Genomic DNA, 16,450 nt, shown 5'->3' with positions numbered 1-16,450 from the left:
CGCCCGCAGTCCGTGAGGGGAACCCTGATTCCCTCGGGGTTCCCCTCACGGACAATCAGCCGGGCGACGCGGTTCAGGCGCCCACCGCCGCCGCGACGGCACGCCCGGTCAGCACCCGCGCGAGATGCTGGCGGTACTCGACGTCGGAATTGCCGTCCGCGACCGGATTGGTGCCCTCGGCCGCGTGCGCGGCGGCCGCCCGGATCGTCTCCGCGTCGGCCCGCGCGCCGAGCAGCGCCTGCTCCACGCCCGTCGCCCGGACCGGTGTCGCGCCCATGTTCGTAAGCGCCACCCTGGCTTCCTCGATCACGCCGCCCTCGGTGCGCACGGCGGCCGCCACCGCGCACATCGACCAGGCCTGGGCGACCCGGTTGAACTTCTCGTAATGCGCCCGCCAGCCGGTGTGCTTGGGCAGCCGCACCTCGACGAGCAGTTCGTCCGGAGCCAGCGCGGTGGTGAAGTAGTCCTGGAAGAACTCCGCCGCGGGCACCGTGCGCCGGCCGTTCGGACCGGCCAGAACCAGCTCGCCGTCGAGCGCGAGAACCGGAGCCAGCAGGTCGCCCGCCGGGTCCGCGTGCGCGATCGCGCCGCCGAACGTGCCGCGGTGGCGCACCTGCGGATCCGCGACGGTGTCGGTCGCTTCCTTCACCAACGCGGCGTGCTCGGCGATCAACGGGTCGCGCTGGACCTCGTAATGCGTCGTCATCGCACCGACCACGAGCGCGTCGCCGTCCTCGCGCACTCCGCGCAGTTCGGCGATTTTCCCGAGATCGACCAGCGTGGTCGGCGCGGCCAGCCGCATCCGCAGCACCGGCAGCAGGCTTTGCCCGCCCGCCAGCACCTTGGCGTCCTCGCCCGCTGCGGCGAGCGCCTGCACGGCTTCGTCCACTGTGGACGGAGCGACGTAGTCGAACGGAGCCGGGATCACTGGGCACCTCCGGAGGCGTCGATCGAACCGAGACCGCCGCCGGCCTCGCCGCCGGGACCACCGGCATCAGTAGTGCCGTTCCGCACCGCGTTCCACACGCGCATCGGCGTGAGCGGCATTTCGATGTCGTTCACCCCGAACTGGCGCACCGCGTCGACCACCGCGTTGACCACCGCGGGCGTCGAGGCGATCGTGCCCGCCTCGCCGACTCCCTTGGCTCCCAACGGGTTCGTGGTCGACGGCGTTTCCGTGCGGTCGGTGGTGAACGACGGCAGGTCGGCCGCCGAGGGCAGCAGATAGTCGGCGAACGTGCCGGTGGTGAGCGTGCCGCTCTCGTCGTGCACGGCCTCCTCGAACAACGCCTGCGCGATGCCCTGGGCGAGCCCGCCGTGCACCTGGCCCTCCACGATCAGCGGATTGACCACCTTGCCGACGTCGTCCACGCACACGTACGAACGCAGTTTCACCCGGCCCGTTTCCGTGTCCACTTCGGCCGCGCACAGGTGAGTGCCGTGCGGGAAGGAGAAGTTCTCCGGGTCGAAGGTGGCGTCGGAATCGAGCGACGGTTCGACGCCGTCGGGCAGGTTGTGCGCGGCGAACACGGCGAGTGCGACGTCCTGGATCGTCGTCGACGAATCCGTGCCCTTCACGGTGAATTTGCCGCCGGAGAACTCGAGATCGTCTTCCGAGCACTCCAGCAGATGCGCGGCGATCGGTTTGGCCTTCGCGACCACCTTCTCCGCTGCCTTGACGATCGCGATCCCGCCGACGACCAGCGAACGCGAGCCGTAAGTGTCGAGGCCCTTGTGCGACGACTGCGTGTCGCCGTGCAGCACCTCGACGTCCTCGAAAGCCACCCCCAGCTGGTCGGCCACGATCTGGCTCCACGCCGTTTCGTGCCCCTGGCCGTGCGCCGACGCACCCGTGGTGACCTCGACCTTGCCGGTCGGCAACATCCGCAGCGACGCGTATTCCCAGCCGCCGGCCCCGTAATCGAGCGAACCCAGCACCCGCGACGGCGCCAGCCCGCACATCTCGGTGAACGTCGAAACCCCGATGCCGAGCTGAACCGGATCGTTCGCCTCTCGGCGTTCCTTCTGCTCGCGCCGCAGCGCGTCGTAGCCGAAAAGCTCCTTCGCCTTCTCGGTCGCAGCCTCGTAGTTTCCGGAATCGTAGGTGAGCCCGCAGACCGTGGTGAACGGGAATTCCTCGTGCTTGATCCAGTTCTTTTCGCGCAGTTGCAGCGGATCCATGCCCAGCTCGTCGGCCAGTTCGTCCATGATCCGCTCGATCGCGAACGTCGCTTCCGGACGCCCGGCGCCGCGGTAGGCGTCGGTGAGCGTGGTCGTGGTGAACACGTTGGTGCAGGCGAAGTGGTAGGCCGGGATCTTGTAGATCGCGTTGAACATGAACGCGCCGAGGATCGGCACGCCCGGCCCGACCAGGCCGTTGTACGCGCCGAGGTTGGCGAGCAGTTCGACCTTGAGCCCGGTGACCGTTCCGTCGGCCTTCGCCGAGATGGTGATGTCCTGGATCTGGTCGCGGCCGTGGTGCGCGGCGAGCATCGTCTCGGACCGGGTTTCGTTCCACTTCACCGGTTTGCCGAGCTTGTTCGCGACGAGCACGGTCATCATTTCCTCGGGCAGCACGCCGATCTTGCCGCCGAACCCGCCGCCGACGTCCGGGGCGATCACGCGCAGTTTGTGCTCCGGGATGCCGAGCGTCAGCGCGGACATCACCCGCAGGATGTGCGGCACCTGGGTGGCCGACCACATGGTCAGCTGCGCGCCGGTCGGGTCGACCACGCACGCGCGCGGCTCCATGAAGGCGGGCACCAGGCGCTGCTGGCGGAAGCGGCGTTTCAGCACGATCTCCGAAGAGGACAGTGCTTCCTCGACATTCCCGCCGGTGCCGGCCTCGGCCGACTCGAACACCCAGAACGCGTTCTTGTTGCTGCCCAGTTCCTCGTGCACGAGCGGCGCGTCTTCGGCGAGCGCGGCTTCCAGGTCGAGCACCGGCGGCAGCTCGTCGTACTCGACCTCGATCGCCTCAAGCGCGTCATGCGCCTCGGCCGCCGACCGCGCGACCACGACGGCCACGCCCTCGCCCGCGAAATTCACCCGATCCGCCGCCAGCACCGGACGCCGCGGCGCCGCCATGTCCGGCGTGATCGGCCACGCGCACGGCATGCCGATCGCCCCCTCGGGATCGAGGTCAGCGGCGGTGTAAACGGCAACGACCCCAGCGGCTTCCTTCGCCGCGGACGTGTCGATCGAAACGATCTTCGCGTGCGCCAGCGGACTCCGCAGCACCGCGAGATGCAGCATCCCGGGCAACGCGATGTTGTCGGTCCACCGGGTGCGCCCGGTGATCAACCGCTCGTCTTCCTTGCGGCGGCGGGACTTTCCTACCTCAGGCTCGATCGTGGCAGTCATCATTCACCACCCACGCCGACGTGGTTGGGCTGATCGATCTTCTCGGCGTCCGGCCCCGCACCAGGACTCATGTGCTTCGCCGCGTCGCGAACCGCCTTGACGATGTTCTGGTACCCGGTGCAGCGGCAAAGATTGCCCTCGAGCCCCTCGCGGACGGCCTGCTCATCCGGATCCGGATTGTCCGCCAGCAGGTCGATGGACTGCATGATCATGCCCGGCGTGCAGAACCCGCACTGCAGCGCGTGATTGTCGTGGAACGCCTGCTGAACCGGGTGCAACTGGCCGTCGCGGGCCAGCCCCTCGATGGTGGTGACCTCGCATCCGTCGGCCTGCACGGCGAGAACGGAACAGGATTTCACGCTGTGCCCGTCGAGATGGACGGTGCACGCGCCGCAGTTGCTGGTGTCGCACCCGACGACGGTGCCCACCTTCCCGACGCGTTCCCGTAAATAATGGACGAGCAGGGTGCGCGGCTCGACGTCATCGGTGTATTTCGTGCCGTCGACAGTGACGGTGATGCGCATCAAAGGCCTCCAAGTGCAAATGCCCGCCAGCCCCGGCGAAGGCGGCGGGCCGGTTCGGGAACGGCCAAGGCGCGATCGTGATCGGCCTCACAGGGGAGCGTGCTACGCCTTTCGCGCGCGGACAAGTCCTGATGTCGTACGTCGGTGCCGTGGTTCCGCAGTTGCGGGTTTGGCGGCGGTTTTCCGGCGCAGATGCGTGAAGCCGGACGGGTGATTTTTCGGCCGTCCGGTGCGGTGGGGGGGTCTTCCCGAGGGGCGGGGGTTTCGGGTCGGGGGTTCACCGGGTTTCTTTGCTGGACGGGGTTTTCCCGGCGGATCGGGTTGCTGGGGTGCGGTGTTCCGGCGGCCTGGCGCTTGCGCTTCTTGGCGGTCAATGCCGCGCCGGGATGCGCCTTCCAGCATCGCTACCAGGCAACGGCCAGGATGGTTCAGCCTGACGCTCGCAATCCCCGCCAGCTGCGACCTCGCTGCACCAGCCGGGTCCATCCAGTTCCCGCACGTTGCTTGGATGCGCAGCGCACCGGGCCTGGCAGCACCCCAGTCCAGTTCCGCCCATTCAGCCGCCAGCCCGCGTGGCACCTGTCGCGCCCAGCTCACGTAACGCCCGCGAGCCGCCGGAGTGCTCAGCCGTACTCCGCCCAGCCCTACGAGGCGCCGCGCCCAGTCCCGCGCAACACTCGCCGATCCGCCGGAAACTCAGTCGCACTCCGCCAAGCCACCGCACCCAGCCCACGCACCCACTCAGACGCCGAAGTACTCAGCCGCACTTCCAGTCCAGCCCCGCCAGCCGCCGCCACCCGGCCCGGACAGCGCGACCTCGTCCAGCTCAGCTGTGAATCCGCCCGCTCAACGCCGCCAGTCGCCGCCCGGTCCCGCTCCAGCGCAGCGCGATGATCTCCGCCGCGATCGACACGGCCGTCTCCTCCGGCGTGCGCGCACCGAGGTCAAGCCCGATCGGCGACGACAGCCGTTCCAGCTCGGCCTCGGTGATCCCGGCTTCGCGGAGCCGCGCGAACCGGTCGTCATGCGTCTTGCGGGACCCCATCGCGCCGACGTACCCGACGTCGAGCCGCAGCGCGACCTCCAGCAGCGGCACGTCGAACTTCGGGTCGTGCGTGAGAACTGCGATCGCCGTCCGGGCGTCGATCCGCCCCGCGTCAGCCTCCGCTTTCAGGTACCGGTGCGGCCAGTCGACGACCACGTCGTGGGCTTCCGGGAACCGGCTGCTGGTCGCGAACACCGGCCGCGCGTCGCAGACCGTCACCTGATACCCGAGATAAGCACCCATCCGCGCCATCGCAGCGGCGAAATCAATGGCGCCGAAGACAAGCAGTCGCGGCGGCGGTTCAAAGGAGTTCACAAAAACAGCCATGCCCTCGCCGCGCCGCTGCCCGTCCGGTCCGTAATGGAGCGTCCCGGTGCGTCCGGCGGCGAGAAGTCCGCGCGCGTCGTCCGCGACGGCGTCGTCCATCCGGGACGAGCCAAGGGACCCCTCGACCCGGTCCGGCCACACGATCATGTGCTCGCCGACCAGTCCGGATGTCTCGTGCTCCACGATCGTGACCACCGCGACGGGTTCGCCGTCACGCACCGACGCGACGACGCGCTCCAGCTCCGGCATCGATTCGCGGTCCACCGGCTCGACGTAGATGTCGATGATCCCGCCGCAGGTCAGCCCGACCGCGAATGCGTCGTCGTCGCTGACGCCGTAGCGCTGCAGCACCGGCTTCCGCTCGGCCACGACCTCGTTGGCCAGCTCATATACCGCGCCTTCGACGCAGCCGCCGGACACGCTCCCGACGACCGTGCCGTCCGGCGCGACCATCATCGACGCGCCCGGTGCCCGCGGCGCCGACGAAAACGTGGCCACCACCGTGCCGAGCCCGACCGTTTCGCCCGCCTGCCAGCGGCGGTACACGTCGTCCAGTACGTCACGCATCGGCAATCTCCCCGAGGAGTCGTTCCAACGTCGCCAGGCTGTGCCCGGCCAGCAGCCGGTCGATGTGCGGCAGGGCGGCCACGATGCCGGATTGGACCGGAGCATAACCCTCGTGCCCTGCGTGCGGATTCACCCAGAATACGGCGTGCGCGAGGCGGCGCAGCCGGCCAAGCTGCTCGGCGAGCAGGCTGACGTCGCCGCGCTCCCAGCCGTCGGAGAACACGGTGACTACTGCGCGTCGTGCGAACCCGCGCTGCCCCCAGCGGTCCAGAAACACCCGGAGCGTCTCGCCAAGGCGCGTCCCACCAGCGAAATCAGGCACCGCAGTGCCAGCGGCGAGCATGGCCTGCTCCGGATCGCGCTGCCGAAGCTGCCGAGACACACGCGTCATCCGCGTACCCAGCGTAAACACCTCGACCGACATCGGCGCGGCCCGCGCGACGACGTGCGCGAACCGCAGCAACGCGTCGGCATACGGACTCATCGAGCCGGAGACGTCGATCAGCAACACGACTTTCCGCGCCCGCGTCCCCCGTCGATGATGCGCCAGCCGAACGGGCTCGCCTCCAGACGCGAGCATCGCCCGCAACGTCCTTGCCGGATCAAGCGCACCACGATGCGCAGGCGTCCGCCGAGCCGCCCGCCTCCGCGGCAGGACTGGACGCAGTGTCGCCAGCAACTCCCGCAAGTGCGCGCGCTCGGCTTTGGTCAGTTCCGCGAAATCCCGATGCCGGAGCACCTCATGATCGCTGGCCGCGACCCGCAGCGAATCGTGCGATTCCTCAGCGCCGTCCCCGGCGCCAGCAGCCGCGATGAGCGGAGCGATCCGTGCTTGCTTCCGCACCGGAGTCCCCGACGTCGCCTTCGGACTGTCGTCTCCCTCAAACCACCGCGCGAAGGCTTCCTCGTACCTGGGCAGGTCGTCGGGGTCGGAGCAGAGGGTCAACCGCCCAACCCAGTAGAGCTGCGTCGGCCGAGCGACATCGACCTTCGTCACTGCGGACAGGTAGGCCTGCACCCGCCGCGCGTCACAGGCGACGCCCGCCTCCCGCAATGCCGCCGCGAACCCCGCATAGCCAGCAAGCGGGTCAACGACTTCGGTGGTCATGCTCCCCATTGTGACCCCCACGCCGGAAACCGCGCCGTGACAACCGATCCGTTGCGGAGCCGTCCTTCGCTCGCTCCGACGGTGGCCGGTTCCGCGCTCGCGCGTTGCGGGTGGTCAGCCGCTGGCTGCGGGCTGTAGGCAGCGATCTTGACGCGTGGCGGTTCTTGACCGGGCGGAAGTTCCCTGCCGGACTGGAATGCTTCACCGGAGGGGAATTCCTGGGCGCGCTGAAGTTCCGGCTTGAGCTGCTCCAGCTCGCCAGCGTTCCTCCGCACCGCCATTTCAGTGTGAACCGCGTTGGTCCCGCAGATGTTCCGACGCACGCCATTTTCGCGCCAGTTCGCCGCTCTGCGCGAGAACACCGCCTCTGCGCACACCGCGCCATCCAGCACGCGACCGTACCGGCCGAGCATGCAACATCCGGCACGCAGCCGCACTCGGGCCAACGCACATCGCGCCGTCTAGCTCGCGGCAAGGTTCGGCCAGCAGGTGCCACGCCGCTGCTCCGCGACCACGCTCCAGCCAGCGCGCACCGCGTGACCCGCACGCTGCCACACTCAGCCCCGCGCGAGGGCTCCACCTCCCGGGCCAAGTCGCTCAAGATCGGCAGAAGCCGTGCACCATCAAGCCATCCAGCAGTTCAGGCCCGAAGCACCCGGACCCACCCGGCATGCCCCAGCCAACGCGGCATACCGCGCCGAGCTGACTCGGCATTTCTCGCACCCGGCATGTCCCGGCCGACGCTCGCACCACAGCCCACCGAACTGACCCGGCGTCTCTCCCGCCCGGCAGGCCCCAGCCAACGCTCGCGCCATACCGCACCGAGCTGACTCGGCATTCTCCAACCCGGCCCGCCCGCCCGCCCGACGCCACGTCGCCCTCCCAAGGCCCCGCCCCACGCCCACCACCACCGCGTCAGCGAAAGGGCGGCCGCGCACGCCGTCCCGCCTCCGGGACAGCGTGCGCGGACCGTGGTTGCGCGCAGCGGCCAGCCTCGGTAGCGCAAGGCGGGCGCGCGGAACCTTCAGGAAAGTACGGAACTCAGCGGACAGCCAGGAGGGCAGCCCGGACGAAGTCAGTCACGAGCCCTCCTTCCGGCACAGTCACGAAACCAGTCACAAATCAAAGAAGTCGGCGAAGTCATCCAGTGATGCTTCAAGCATGCCCGATCCCGCAGCCCGCCGCAACGGAATTACTCGACTGTCCACATTAGACAAAAGTCACGAGAACAACGTGTCCAGCTTCGCCCGCACCCGGTCGAGATCCTCGCTGTACTTCAACACCGCGCCCAGGGTGCGCGCGGCCGTCGCGGCGTCCAGTTCGTCGCGGTTAAGCGCGAGCAAAGCCCTTGCCCAATCGAGAGATTCGGCGACCCCGGGCGGTTTGAGAAGATCCATCGCCCGCAGCCGGTGCACCGCGTCGGCGATCTGCCGGGCGAGCGTCTCGCCGATCCCGGGCAGCCGACGGCGCAGGATGCTGATCTCCCGGGCAAGATCCGGATGCTCGAGCCAGTGGTAAAGACACCGGCGCTTGAGCGCGTCGTGCACCTCGCGAGTCCGGTTGGACGTCAGCACGACCAGCGGCGGCTGCTCCGCCCGCACCTCGCCGTACTCCGGGATCGTCACGGTGTACTCGTCCAGCAACTGCAGCAGGAAAGCCTCGAACTCGTCGTCGGCACGATCGATCTCGTCCACCAGCAGCACACACGGCGTCGTGGTGAGCGCCTGCAGCAGCGGACGCGCGAGCAGGAACCGCTCCGTGTACAGCGAACGCTCGGCGGTTTCCGCGTCGAGCCGTCCGCCGTCGGCCGCTTCGAGAGCGCGCAGGTGCAGCAACTGACGCGGGAAGTCCCATTCATAGAGCGCTTGCGCGGCGTCGATGCCCTCATGGCACTGGAGCCGTACCAACGGCCACTTCAACGCCTCGGACAACGCGAGCGCCAGCGAAGTCTTCCCGGTGCCCGGCTCGCCTTCGCAGAAGAGCGGACGCTGCATCTGCGTCGCGAGAAACCCCGCGGTGGCCAGTCCCTCGTCGGCGAGGTAACCGGTGGTGTCGAGGGCGGCCGCGAGCGCGTCGGGCGAGGCGAGGGACTCTGTCACGCCCTCGATCGTAGATCCGGGACCGCCAGTTCCGCCGTTCGCCGCCCTCTGGCCAGGTTCACAGCGGAAAACCAACCACCGCCGCTCGGCCAGCCATCCACCCGAACTCGACGCAGCAAGCCATTGTCAACCACCCGGCCAACCAAGCCACTGCGACCCGGCAACCGCAGCCAGACCCGACCCAGCTATGCCGCCACGGCCCCGATGCTGTTCACCGCAAGCCCGACCAGCCGTCCCGACACGACAAACCGCCAAGTCCGCCAACCACCAAACCCTCGGCGGACCCGAGCCGGATTGCCTCACCGACCGAGCCGCTCCACCGCACCGCTCATCGCCGCTCCGCACCAGGCCCGGCCAGATCCCCGGGCCGGTCGACATCACTTCCGCTCCCGAGATCCCCGCACTCGACCAGCCGCACGTCAGCACGCCCGCGCAACCAGTCCCGCGCTCCGTGGTCACCCTGCGCCGAAGCCGCGATCTCGCCCCACCACCGCCGCCCGAACAGCACCGGATGCCCAGGAACTCCCTGGTAAGAGGCCCGCACGACCGCTCCCTCCGACGCCTCCCCGATGATCCGCGCGAGCGCCGCGGCGGGCACCCACGGCAAATCCACCAAGTGCACGAGCACCGCCACCGCCGACTCCCCCGCCAGCGATTCGAGCCCCGCCTTGAGCGACTCCCCCATCCCGTCCTGCCACTGCGCCGCGAGCACCGCGGTCACGTCCGGCGGCAGCAGCTCCCGGACCTGCTCAGCCGCCGCTCCGACCACCACCCGCACCGAGGCGCATCCGGCCTCGCCCAGGTTCCGGACCGCCCGCTGGACCAACGGCTCCCCGTCGTACTCGACCAGCGCTTTGGGACCGCCGAACCGCCGCCCCGCCCCGGCGGCGAGCAGCAGTCCGGCAACCGGTTCCGCCATCGACGCTCCTCAGCCCTGGACCGCTTGCCCGGGCGCGACCGCCGCCAGCTCCGCCGAAATGGCAGCCGCGGTTTCGAGCAACGGCGGAACGAACTCGGTCCGGACCGTCTCCACCGGAGTCCGGCTCGCGTGGGTGGAGATGTTCACTGCGGCGACCGCCCGCCCCTTCCGGTTGCGGATCGGCGCAGCGACGGAACGCAGGCCTTCTTCGAGTTCCTGGTCGACCATCGCCCAGCCTTGTTCCCGAACCTTGGCCAGCTCGGCCTCGAGCGCGGTGCGGTGGGTGAGCGTATGCGGGGTCAGCCGGTCGAGATCGGCGACGATGAAATAGGCGTTGAGTTCAGTCTGATTCATGTCGGCGAGCAGCACGTGTCCCATCGACGTGGCGTGCGCGGGAAACCGCGTGCCGACGTTGATGCTCACCGTCATGATCCGCGACACCGCGACGCGCGCGACGTACACGATGTCGGCGATCTCCAGCACCGACACCGAACTCGACTCGTGCACCTCCGCCGACAGCCGCTCCAGGTGCGGTTGCGCGATCTCGGCCAGGCTGAGGCTGGACAGATAGGCGTAGCCGAGTTCCAGCACGCGTGCGGTGAGCGAGAAGTACTTGCCGTCGGTGCGGACGTAGCCGAGGTCCACGAGCGTCAGCAGGAACCGGCGCGCCGCCGCGCGGGTCAGCCCGGTGACGCGGGCGACGTCGCTGAGCGTCGGATGCGGGGCCTCGGCGCTGAACGCCTTGATCACCGCGAGCCCGCGCTCCAGCGACTGCACGTGGTGCGCGCCGCGTTCGGCCTGATCGTCGGATTCCATGCGGGGAAGCCTATCCGGCCGGTGGCTGAGCGGTGGGTTCTCCCAGCTCCGCGAGGACACGCTGGGCGATCCCGATCGCGGTGTTCGCCGCCGGCACCCCCGCGTACACGCCGGTGTGCAACAGAACTTCGCGGATCTCGTCCGAGGTAAGCCCGTTGCGCACCGCCGCGCGGACGTGCATCGCCAGCTCGTCGTGGCAGTGCAGCGCGGTGAGCGCGGCCAGCGTGATGCAGCTGCGAGTCCGCCGGTCGAGGCCATCGCGCGTCCACACCGAACCCCACGCCGCTTCGGTGATGTAGTCCTGGAACGGCTTGCTGAACTCGGTGGTCCGCGCGACCGCCCGGTCGACATGCTCGTCGCCGAGCACTTCCCGGCGCACCCGCATGCCCTCCTCGTAGCGGTCTTCGGTCATTGGTCCTCCGTGATCCGCTCGAGGATCAGCCGGGTGAACTCGTCCGGCTGTTCGTAGCTGCCCAGGTGCGCGGCGGAGGCGACGACCTCGAGCCGGGCGCCGGGGATTCCGTCGGAGATGACTCGTCCGTGCGGCTCGGCAGGCGTCGACGGGTCGTCGGCGCCGGCGATCACCAGCGTCGGAACGGAGATCTTTGGCAGGTCGCCGGTGAGATCCATTCGCTCGATCGCCTCGCAGCATGCGGCGTACCCCTCGTCCGGCTGAGCCGAGATCATCTCGCGCAGGTACGCGGCCTGGTCCGGATGCGCCTGCGCGTAACCCGGCGTGACCCAGCGCCCGACGCTGGCTTCCGCGACCGCCCCAGTGCCCTCGGCCCGCACGAGCCGCGCGCGATCGGCCCACATCTCGGGCGGCCCCAGCAGCGCTGACGTGCAGCACAAGGTGAGACTCGACAACCGTTCCGCGGCGTGCGCACCAAGCCACATCCCGGTCATCCCGCCGAGCGACAGGCCGACGAAATGCGCGCGCTCGACGCCGAGTTCGTCGAGCAACCCCAGCACGTCGCCGCCCAGATCAGCCAGGTCGTACGGCCCCGGCGGCACCGGCGACGACCCGTGGCCGCGCGTGTCGTACCGGACCACGCGGAATCCGCGTTCGGTCAGCGGCGCGACCTGTGGCTCCCACATCCGGTGGTCGCTGCCGATCGAATGGGAGAACACCACCACCGGACCCGCCGCCGGACCTTCGACGACCCGGTGCACCCGGACACTGCTCACGCTTGAACCTCCACAATGGACACGGCCGGTCAGACCGCGAAGAACACCGTCTCGCCCTCGCCTTGCAACCGTACGTCGAACCGGTAGCCGGCACCTTCCTTTTTGGCCAGCAACGTCTCCCGCCGTTCCTCGGGAACGCTCGCCAGCACGGCGTCGCCGTCGTTGTCCTGGTCTTCGAAGTAGATGCGCGTGACCACTCGGTTCAGCAGACCGCGAGCGAACACCGACACATCGATGTGCCGGGCCTGCGGAGCACCGGACGCGTCGGGCACGATTCCGGGCAGCAGCGTGTGAATCCGGTACTGGCCTTGTTCATCGGTGGGGCACCGGCCGAATCCGCGGAACGGAGCGGCGGGCTTGCCGCGCGGATCGTCGGGATGGTCGAACGCGCCGTCCGGATCGGCCTGCCACGTCTCGATCATCGCGTCGGGCACCGGGTTGCCCGCACCGTCGTAGACCCCGCCGCGGATCCACACCGCGCCTTCGGTCCCTTCCGGGACCACGAACGGACCGTCGTCCCACGGCAGTCCGATGGACAGGTATGGCCCGACGGTCTGCGAAGGCGTGCCTTCCAGCTTCACTCGTCCTCCTCCTCGTCCTCGAACACCGACTGTTCGCGCCCGCGCACCACGATGTCGAACTGGAACGCCAGCGCCCATTCCTCCTCGGTGCGGTCGAGATCGAACCGGGAGATCATCCGCTGCCGCGCCTTCTCGTCCGGAATGGAGTTGAAGATCGGATCCTGCGAGAACAGCGGGTCGTCCGGGAAGTACATCTGGGTGACCAGCCGCTGGGTGAACGCCGAGCCGAACACCGAGAAGTGGATGTGCGCGGGACGCCAGGCGTTGTCGTGGTTCTTCCACGGGTACGCACCGGGCTTGATGGTGGTGAACTCGTACCGCCCGTCGCCGTCGGTCAGCGTGCGGCCGAGCCCGTCGAAGTTCGGGTCGAGCGGGGACGGCCAGCGGTCGCCGGTGTGCCGGTAGCGGCCGCCCGCGTTGGCCTGCCAGATCTCCACGAGCGAGTCACGGATCGGACGCCCGTCGCCGTCGAGCAGTCTGCCGGTGACGATGATGCGCTGGCCCTGCGGCTCGCCCGCGTGCTGACGGGTGAGGTCGTTGTCGAGTTCGCCGAGCCGCCCCGGACCGAGCAGCGGCCCGGTGACCTCGGTGAGCATCTGCGGCAGGAGGACCAGCGGCTGCTTCGGATGCCGCAGCGCGGTGGAGCGGTACGGCGCGTAGTCGAGCGGCGGATGAGTGCCGTCCGGATCGGGCCGGTACTGCGGCAGGCGCCGCTCGGTCGGTGTGGCCACGATGCCTCCCCCTTTCTCAGCGGTTCTCGAGCACGACAGCGAGGCCCTGGCCGACGCCGATGCAGATCGCTGCGAGGCCCCAGCGGCCGCCGGTGCGCCGGAGCTGATGCGCCAGCGTGCCGATGATCCGTCCGCCGGACGCCCCGAGCGGGTGCCCGATCGCGATGGCCCCGCCGTTGACGTTGACGATCTGCGGGTCAAGCTTGGACCATTCTTTCAGGCAGGCCAACGACTGTGCCGCGAACGCCTCGTTGAGTTCCACCGCGGCGAGGTCGTTCCAGCCGATGCCCGCCCGTTCGAGCGCGATCTCCGCCGCGCGCACCGGGCCGATGCCGAACACGTCCGGGTCGACCCCCGCGGCACCGCGGCCAGCGATCCGGGCCAGCGGCGTCTTGCCGAGCCGCTCGGCCGCGGCCTCGTCACCAAGCAACAGCGCCGACGCCCCGTCGTTCAGCGGCGACGCGTTGCCCGCCGTGACGGTGCCGTTTTCCTTGCGGAAGACGGTTTTCAGCTTCGCGAGCTTCTCCGGGGTGGAGTCCGGCCGGATGCCCTCGTCCCTGGTCAGTTCGACGCCTTCGACCGGAACCACATGGTCGTCGTAGAAACCCTCGTCCCACGCCCGCGCGGCGTTCACGTGACTGCGCGCCGCGAACGCGTCCTGCTCGTCGCGGCCGATCCCGTAGCGCTCGGCAAGCAGTTCGGTGGACTCGCCCAGGGAAACAGTCCACTGCGCCGGCATCGCCGGGTTGACCATCCGCCAGCCCAGCGCGGTGTTGTACAGCGTCTGGTTGCCCGCGGGGAAAGCCTTGTCCGGCTTCGGCATCACCAGCGGCGCGCGGCTCATCGATTCGACGCCGCCCGCGACCACCAGCGAAGCGTCGCCGACCTGGATCGCCCGGCTGGCCTGCATGGTCGCCTCGACGCCGGACCCGCACAGCCGGTTCACCGTCGCCCCGGGCACCGACGTCGGCCAGCCCGCCAGCAGCGCGGCCATCCGCGCCACGTTGCGGTTGTCCTCGCCCGCGCCGTTGGCATCGCCGAGCACTACTTCGTCCACAGTGGACGGATCGAGCCCGTTGCGCTCGGCCAGCGCGCGCAGAACGCCTGCGGCAAGGTCGTCAGGACGCACCCCGGAGAGAGCGCCGCCATAGCGCCCGAAGGGAGTGCGGATCGCGTCGAGTACGTAAGCGTCGCTCATTCGCCGGCCTTCTTCAGTTCACGGAGCAGGGTCAGTTCGCGTTCGGTGGGCGCGGGGGTGGTCTTGAGGTCCGCGGCCGTCTTCAGTGTCCACCCCGTCGCTTCCACGACCTGGTCCAGCTCGACCCCGGGGTGCAGTTCGGTAAGCGTGAGCTCCGCGGTTTCCGGGTCGGGCCGCATGAGGCCGAGATCGGTGACCACGAGCGTCGGCCCGGCGCCGCGCAGGCCGAGCCGTTCCCGGTCGCCGCGCCCGGTGCCGTGGCCGAACGACGTCACGAAGTCGACCTTGTCCACGAAGGTCCGCTTGCTCTGCCGCAGCACGACGAAGACTTCCTTGCAGGACGCGGCGATCTCCGGAGCCCCGCCCGCGCCGGGCAGGCGCACCTTCGGATCGTGGTAGTCGGAACCGATGACCGTGGTGTTGATATTGCCGAACTTGTCGAGCTGTGCCGCACCAAGGAACCCGACGTCGATCCGGCCGGGCTGCAGCCAGTAGTTGAACACCTCGGGCACACTCACGACCGCGTCGGCGGTGTCGGCCAGCTCGCCGTCTCCGATCGACAACGGCAGCCTGCTGGGTTTCGCGCCGAGACAACCCGATTCGTAGATCAGCGTGAGGTTCGGGGCGTGCGTGCGACGGGCCAGGTTCGCCGCTGTACTGGGCAATCCGATCCCGACGAAGCACGACATGCCCTCGCCGAGCGCGCGGGCCGCGGCGATGCTCATCATCTCGTCAGCGGTGTACTCGCTCATGCCTTCACCCCGGTCAGGTCGTTCAGCCACTTGGCGAATTCCTCGCGGTCGCGACCGATCTCGTCCCACGCCTGGTACGCCGCGTTGTCCCGCTCGTAATACCCGGCGGCATACGACGGCGCCGCGCCTCGTGGCACCTCGGCCACCGCGGTGACCGCCCAGGACGGAAGGACCAGCGCGCCCGGCCGGGGCTCCAGCTCGTCGACCACCTCTTCGACGGTGACCAGTGACCGCTTCGCCGCGAGCACCGCTTCCTTCTGCACGCCCGCGATGCCCCACAGCTGGACGTTGCCCGCCCGGTCGGCGCGCTGCGCGTGCACGATCGTGACGTCCGGGTTCAGCGCGGGAACCGCGGTGAGCTGCTCGCCGGTGAACGGGCAGGTGATCGGCTTGATCGTGTCCGTCTGCGCGGGCAGATCAGTGCCGGTGTAACCGCGCAGCACCGCGAACGGAAGCCCGGAAGCGCCTGCGACGTAACGGTTCGCCATGCCCGCGTGGCTGTGTTCCTCGATTTCCAGCGGTGCCGGCCACGCGTGCTGCACCGCGTCGCGGAACCGGTGCAGGGAGCCGACCCCGGGGTTGCCGCCCCACGAGAAAATCAGCTTGCTCGCACAGCCCGCGCCGATGAGCTGGTCGTAGACGATGTCCGGCGTCATCCGCACGAGCGTGAGGTTCCGCCTGCCCTGACGGATGATCTCGTGCCCGGCCGCCACCGGGATGAGGTGCGTGAAGCCCTCGAGAGCGACGACGTCTCCGTCGTGCACCAGCTCGGCGATCGCCTCGCCGAGCGACAGCACCCTTGCCATCACGAGCCCTTCCGTCTTGGTCTTCCTGTTTCCGCCGTTCCGTGCTAGCGTGTTCGCATAGCGCACAGAAGTTCTACATAAGAACATAGCACGATCCGGCCGCCCGTGGGAGTGCCAAAGGGTGAAGCGGACGTCCGGACAGACGGCACGAGACAAGGCGAGGTTCGCGAGCCTCAAGGAAAGTTCGAAGGAAGGAGGTGGTGCGATAGAACAACACGGTGCGCTGGGAGTCGGCGAACGGGTTTCGCGGTCGGCAGGGAGCGGCGTTGTCGAAGGCAGACCGGAATTTCGTTGCGTGGTACCGCAATGCGGAATTCAGGCACTGTCAGCGTCGGCGAAGCTCTGTCGCGGTTGGACGCTCCGTCGCAGCTCAGGCGGGTGTCCGGCGGTGAGCGCGCCGCGAACCTCGCTCGGGCGGCACGGTCG

At 69.2% G+C, this 16,450-nt stretch carries 15 protein-coding genes; all 15 read right to left on the bottom strand.

From position 1 onward, the window contains the following. Positions 1–73 precede the first annotated feature (73 nt). A complete protein-coding gene (locus ACZ63D_RS27765; RefSeq protein ID WP_465357287.1) occupies positions 74–928 on the bottom strand; it encodes an FAD binding domain-containing protein in 855 nt (284 codons plus the stop codon). Beyond that, complete coding sequence (locus tag ACZ63D_RS27760) at positions 925–3,363, bottom strand: xanthine dehydrogenase family protein molybdopterin-binding subunit (RefSeq protein WP_465357286.1); 2,439 nt, start codon at positions 3,361–3,363, stop codon at positions 925–927. The genes ACZ63D_RS27765 and ACZ63D_RS27760 overlap by 4 nt, the downstream gene beginning before the upstream one ends. Beyond that, positions 3,363–3,887, bottom strand: a complete 525-nt coding sequence (locus ACZ63D_RS27755) for a (2Fe-2S)-binding protein (RefSeq protein ID WP_101435204.1) — start codon at positions 3,885–3,887, stop codon at positions 3,363–3,365. The genes ACZ63D_RS27760 and ACZ63D_RS27755 overlap by 1 nt, the downstream gene beginning before the upstream one ends. An 826-nt stretch (positions 3,888–4,713) precedes the next feature. Then, the gene (locus ACZ63D_RS27750; RefSeq protein ID WP_465357285.1) at positions 4,714–5,826 is read right to left on the bottom strand and encodes an XdhC family protein; all 1,113 of its coding nucleotides are present in this window, start codon (positions 5,824–5,826) and stop codon (positions 4,714–4,716) included. Further along, entirely contained in the window at positions 5,819–6,934 is a 1,116-nt protein-coding gene (locus tag ACZ63D_RS27745) for a vWA domain-containing protein (protein ID WP_465357284.1), read from the bottom strand. Before ACZ63D_RS27745 ends, ACZ63D_RS27750 begins: the two co-directional genes overlap by 8 nt. 1,220 nt (positions 6,935–8,154) lie before the next feature. Continuing rightward, positions 8,155–9,033, bottom strand: coding sequence for an AAA family ATPase (locus ACZ63D_RS27740; RefSeq protein ID WP_465357283.1), 879 nt, complete (start codon positions 9,031–9,033; stop codon positions 8,155–8,157). 328 nt (positions 9,034–9,361) lie between these two features. Continuing rightward, a complete protein-coding gene (locus ACZ63D_RS27735; protein WP_465357282.1) occupies positions 9,362–9,952 on the bottom strand; it encodes a nucleotidyltransferase family protein in 591 nt (196 codons plus the stop codon). 9 nt (positions 9,953–9,961) lie between these two features. Continuing rightward, positions 9,962–10,768, bottom strand: coding sequence for an IclR family transcriptional regulator domain-containing protein (locus ACZ63D_RS27730; protein ID WP_465357281.1), 807 nt, complete (start codon positions 10,766–10,768; stop codon positions 9,962–9,964). Positions 10,769–10,778: 10 nt separating this feature from the next. Beyond that, positions 10,779–11,180, bottom strand: a complete 402-nt coding sequence (gene pcaC, locus ACZ63D_RS27725) for a 4-carboxymuconolactone decarboxylase (RefSeq protein WP_465357280.1) — start codon at positions 11,178–11,180, stop codon at positions 10,779–10,781. After that, positions 11,177–11,956, bottom strand: a complete 780-nt coding sequence (pcaD, locus tag ACZ63D_RS27720; RefSeq protein WP_465357279.1) for a 3-oxoadipate enol-lactonase — start codon at positions 11,954–11,956, stop codon at positions 11,177–11,179. Before pcaD ends, pcaC begins: the two co-directional genes overlap by 4 nt. A gap of 29 nt (positions 11,957–11,985) precedes the next feature. Then, the gene (gene pcaG / locus ACZ63D_RS27715; RefSeq protein ID WP_465357278.1) at positions 11,986–12,537 is read right to left on the bottom strand and encodes a protocatechuate 3,4-dioxygenase subunit alpha; all 552 of its coding nucleotides are present in this window, start codon (positions 12,535–12,537) and stop codon (positions 11,986–11,988) included. Next, positions 12,534–13,268, bottom strand: a complete 735-nt coding sequence (gene pcaH, locus ACZ63D_RS27710; RefSeq protein WP_465357277.1) for a protocatechuate 3,4-dioxygenase subunit beta — start codon at positions 13,266–13,268, stop codon at positions 12,534–12,536. The genes pcaG and pcaH overlap by 4 nt, the downstream gene beginning before the upstream one ends. Before the next feature lie 16 nt (positions 13,269–13,284). Beyond that, positions 13,285–14,466 carry a thiolase family protein gene (locus ACZ63D_RS27705; protein ID WP_465357276.1) on the bottom strand — a complete coding sequence of 394 codons (1,182 nt, stop codon included), beginning with the start codon at positions 14,464–14,466 and terminating at the stop codon, positions 13,285–13,287. Beyond that, positions 14,463–15,218 carry a CoA-transferase subunit beta gene (locus tag ACZ63D_RS27700; RefSeq protein ID WP_465357275.1) on the bottom strand — a complete coding sequence of 252 codons (756 nt, stop codon included), beginning with the start codon at positions 15,216–15,218 and terminating at the stop codon, positions 14,463–14,465. Before ACZ63D_RS27700 ends, ACZ63D_RS27705 begins: the two co-directional genes overlap by 4 nt. Continuing rightward, positions 15,215–16,024 carry a CoA transferase subunit A gene (locus ACZ63D_RS27695; protein ID WP_465357274.1) on the bottom strand — a complete coding sequence of 270 codons (810 nt, stop codon included), beginning with the start codon at positions 16,022–16,024 and terminating at the stop codon, positions 15,215–15,217. The genes ACZ63D_RS27700 and ACZ63D_RS27695 overlap by 4 nt, the downstream gene beginning before the upstream one ends. Positions 16,025–16,450 lie beyond the last annotated feature (426 nt).

This window comes from Amycolatopsis sp. NPDC104775, assembly GCF_055583325.1.
The sequence above is the reverse complement of the archived record's forward strand: the minus strand, read 5'-3'. Positions and strand labels throughout refer to the sequence as shown.

Bases quoted from the DNA above. Each gene is read 5' to 3' on its own strand.
- ACZ63D_RS27745 (WP_465357284.1), bottom strand. From the start codon at position 6,934: ATGACCACCGAAGTCGTTGACCCGCTTGCTGGCTATGCGGGGTTCGCG.
- ACZ63D_RS27755 (WP_101435204.1), bottom strand. From the start codon at position 3,887: ATGCGCATCACCGTCACTGTCGACGGCACGAAATACACCGATGACGTC.
- ACZ63D_RS27735 (WP_465357282.1), bottom strand. From the start codon at position 9,952: ATGGCGGAACCGGTTGCCGGACTGCTGCTCGCCGCCGGGGCGGGGCGG.
- ACZ63D_RS27760 (WP_465357286.1), bottom strand. From the start codon at position 3,363: ATGACTGCCACGATCGAGCCTGAGGTAGGAAAGTCCCGCCGCCGCAAG.
- pcaC (WP_465357280.1), bottom strand. From the start codon at position 11,180: ATGACCGAAGACCGCTACGAGGAGGGCATGCGGGTGCGCCGGGAAGTG.
- ACZ63D_RS27730 (WP_465357281.1), bottom strand. From the start codon at position 10,768: ATGGAATCCGACGATCAGGCCGAACGCGGCGCGCACCACGTGCAGTCG.
- ACZ63D_RS27695 (WP_465357274.1), bottom strand. From the start codon at position 16,024: ATGGCAAGGGTGCTGTCGCTCGGCGAGGCGATCGCCGAGCTGGTGCAC.
- ACZ63D_RS27700 (WP_465357275.1), bottom strand. From the start codon at position 15,218: ATGAGCGAGTACACCGCTGACGAGATGATGAGCATCGCCGCGGCCCGC.
- ACZ63D_RS27705 (WP_465357276.1), bottom strand. From the start codon at position 14,466: ATGAGCGACGCTTACGTACTCGACGCGATCCGCACTCCCTTCGGGCGC.
- ACZ63D_RS27750 (WP_465357285.1), bottom strand. From the start codon at position 5,826: ATGCGTGACGTACTGGACGACGTGTACCGCCGCTGGCAGGCGGGCGAA.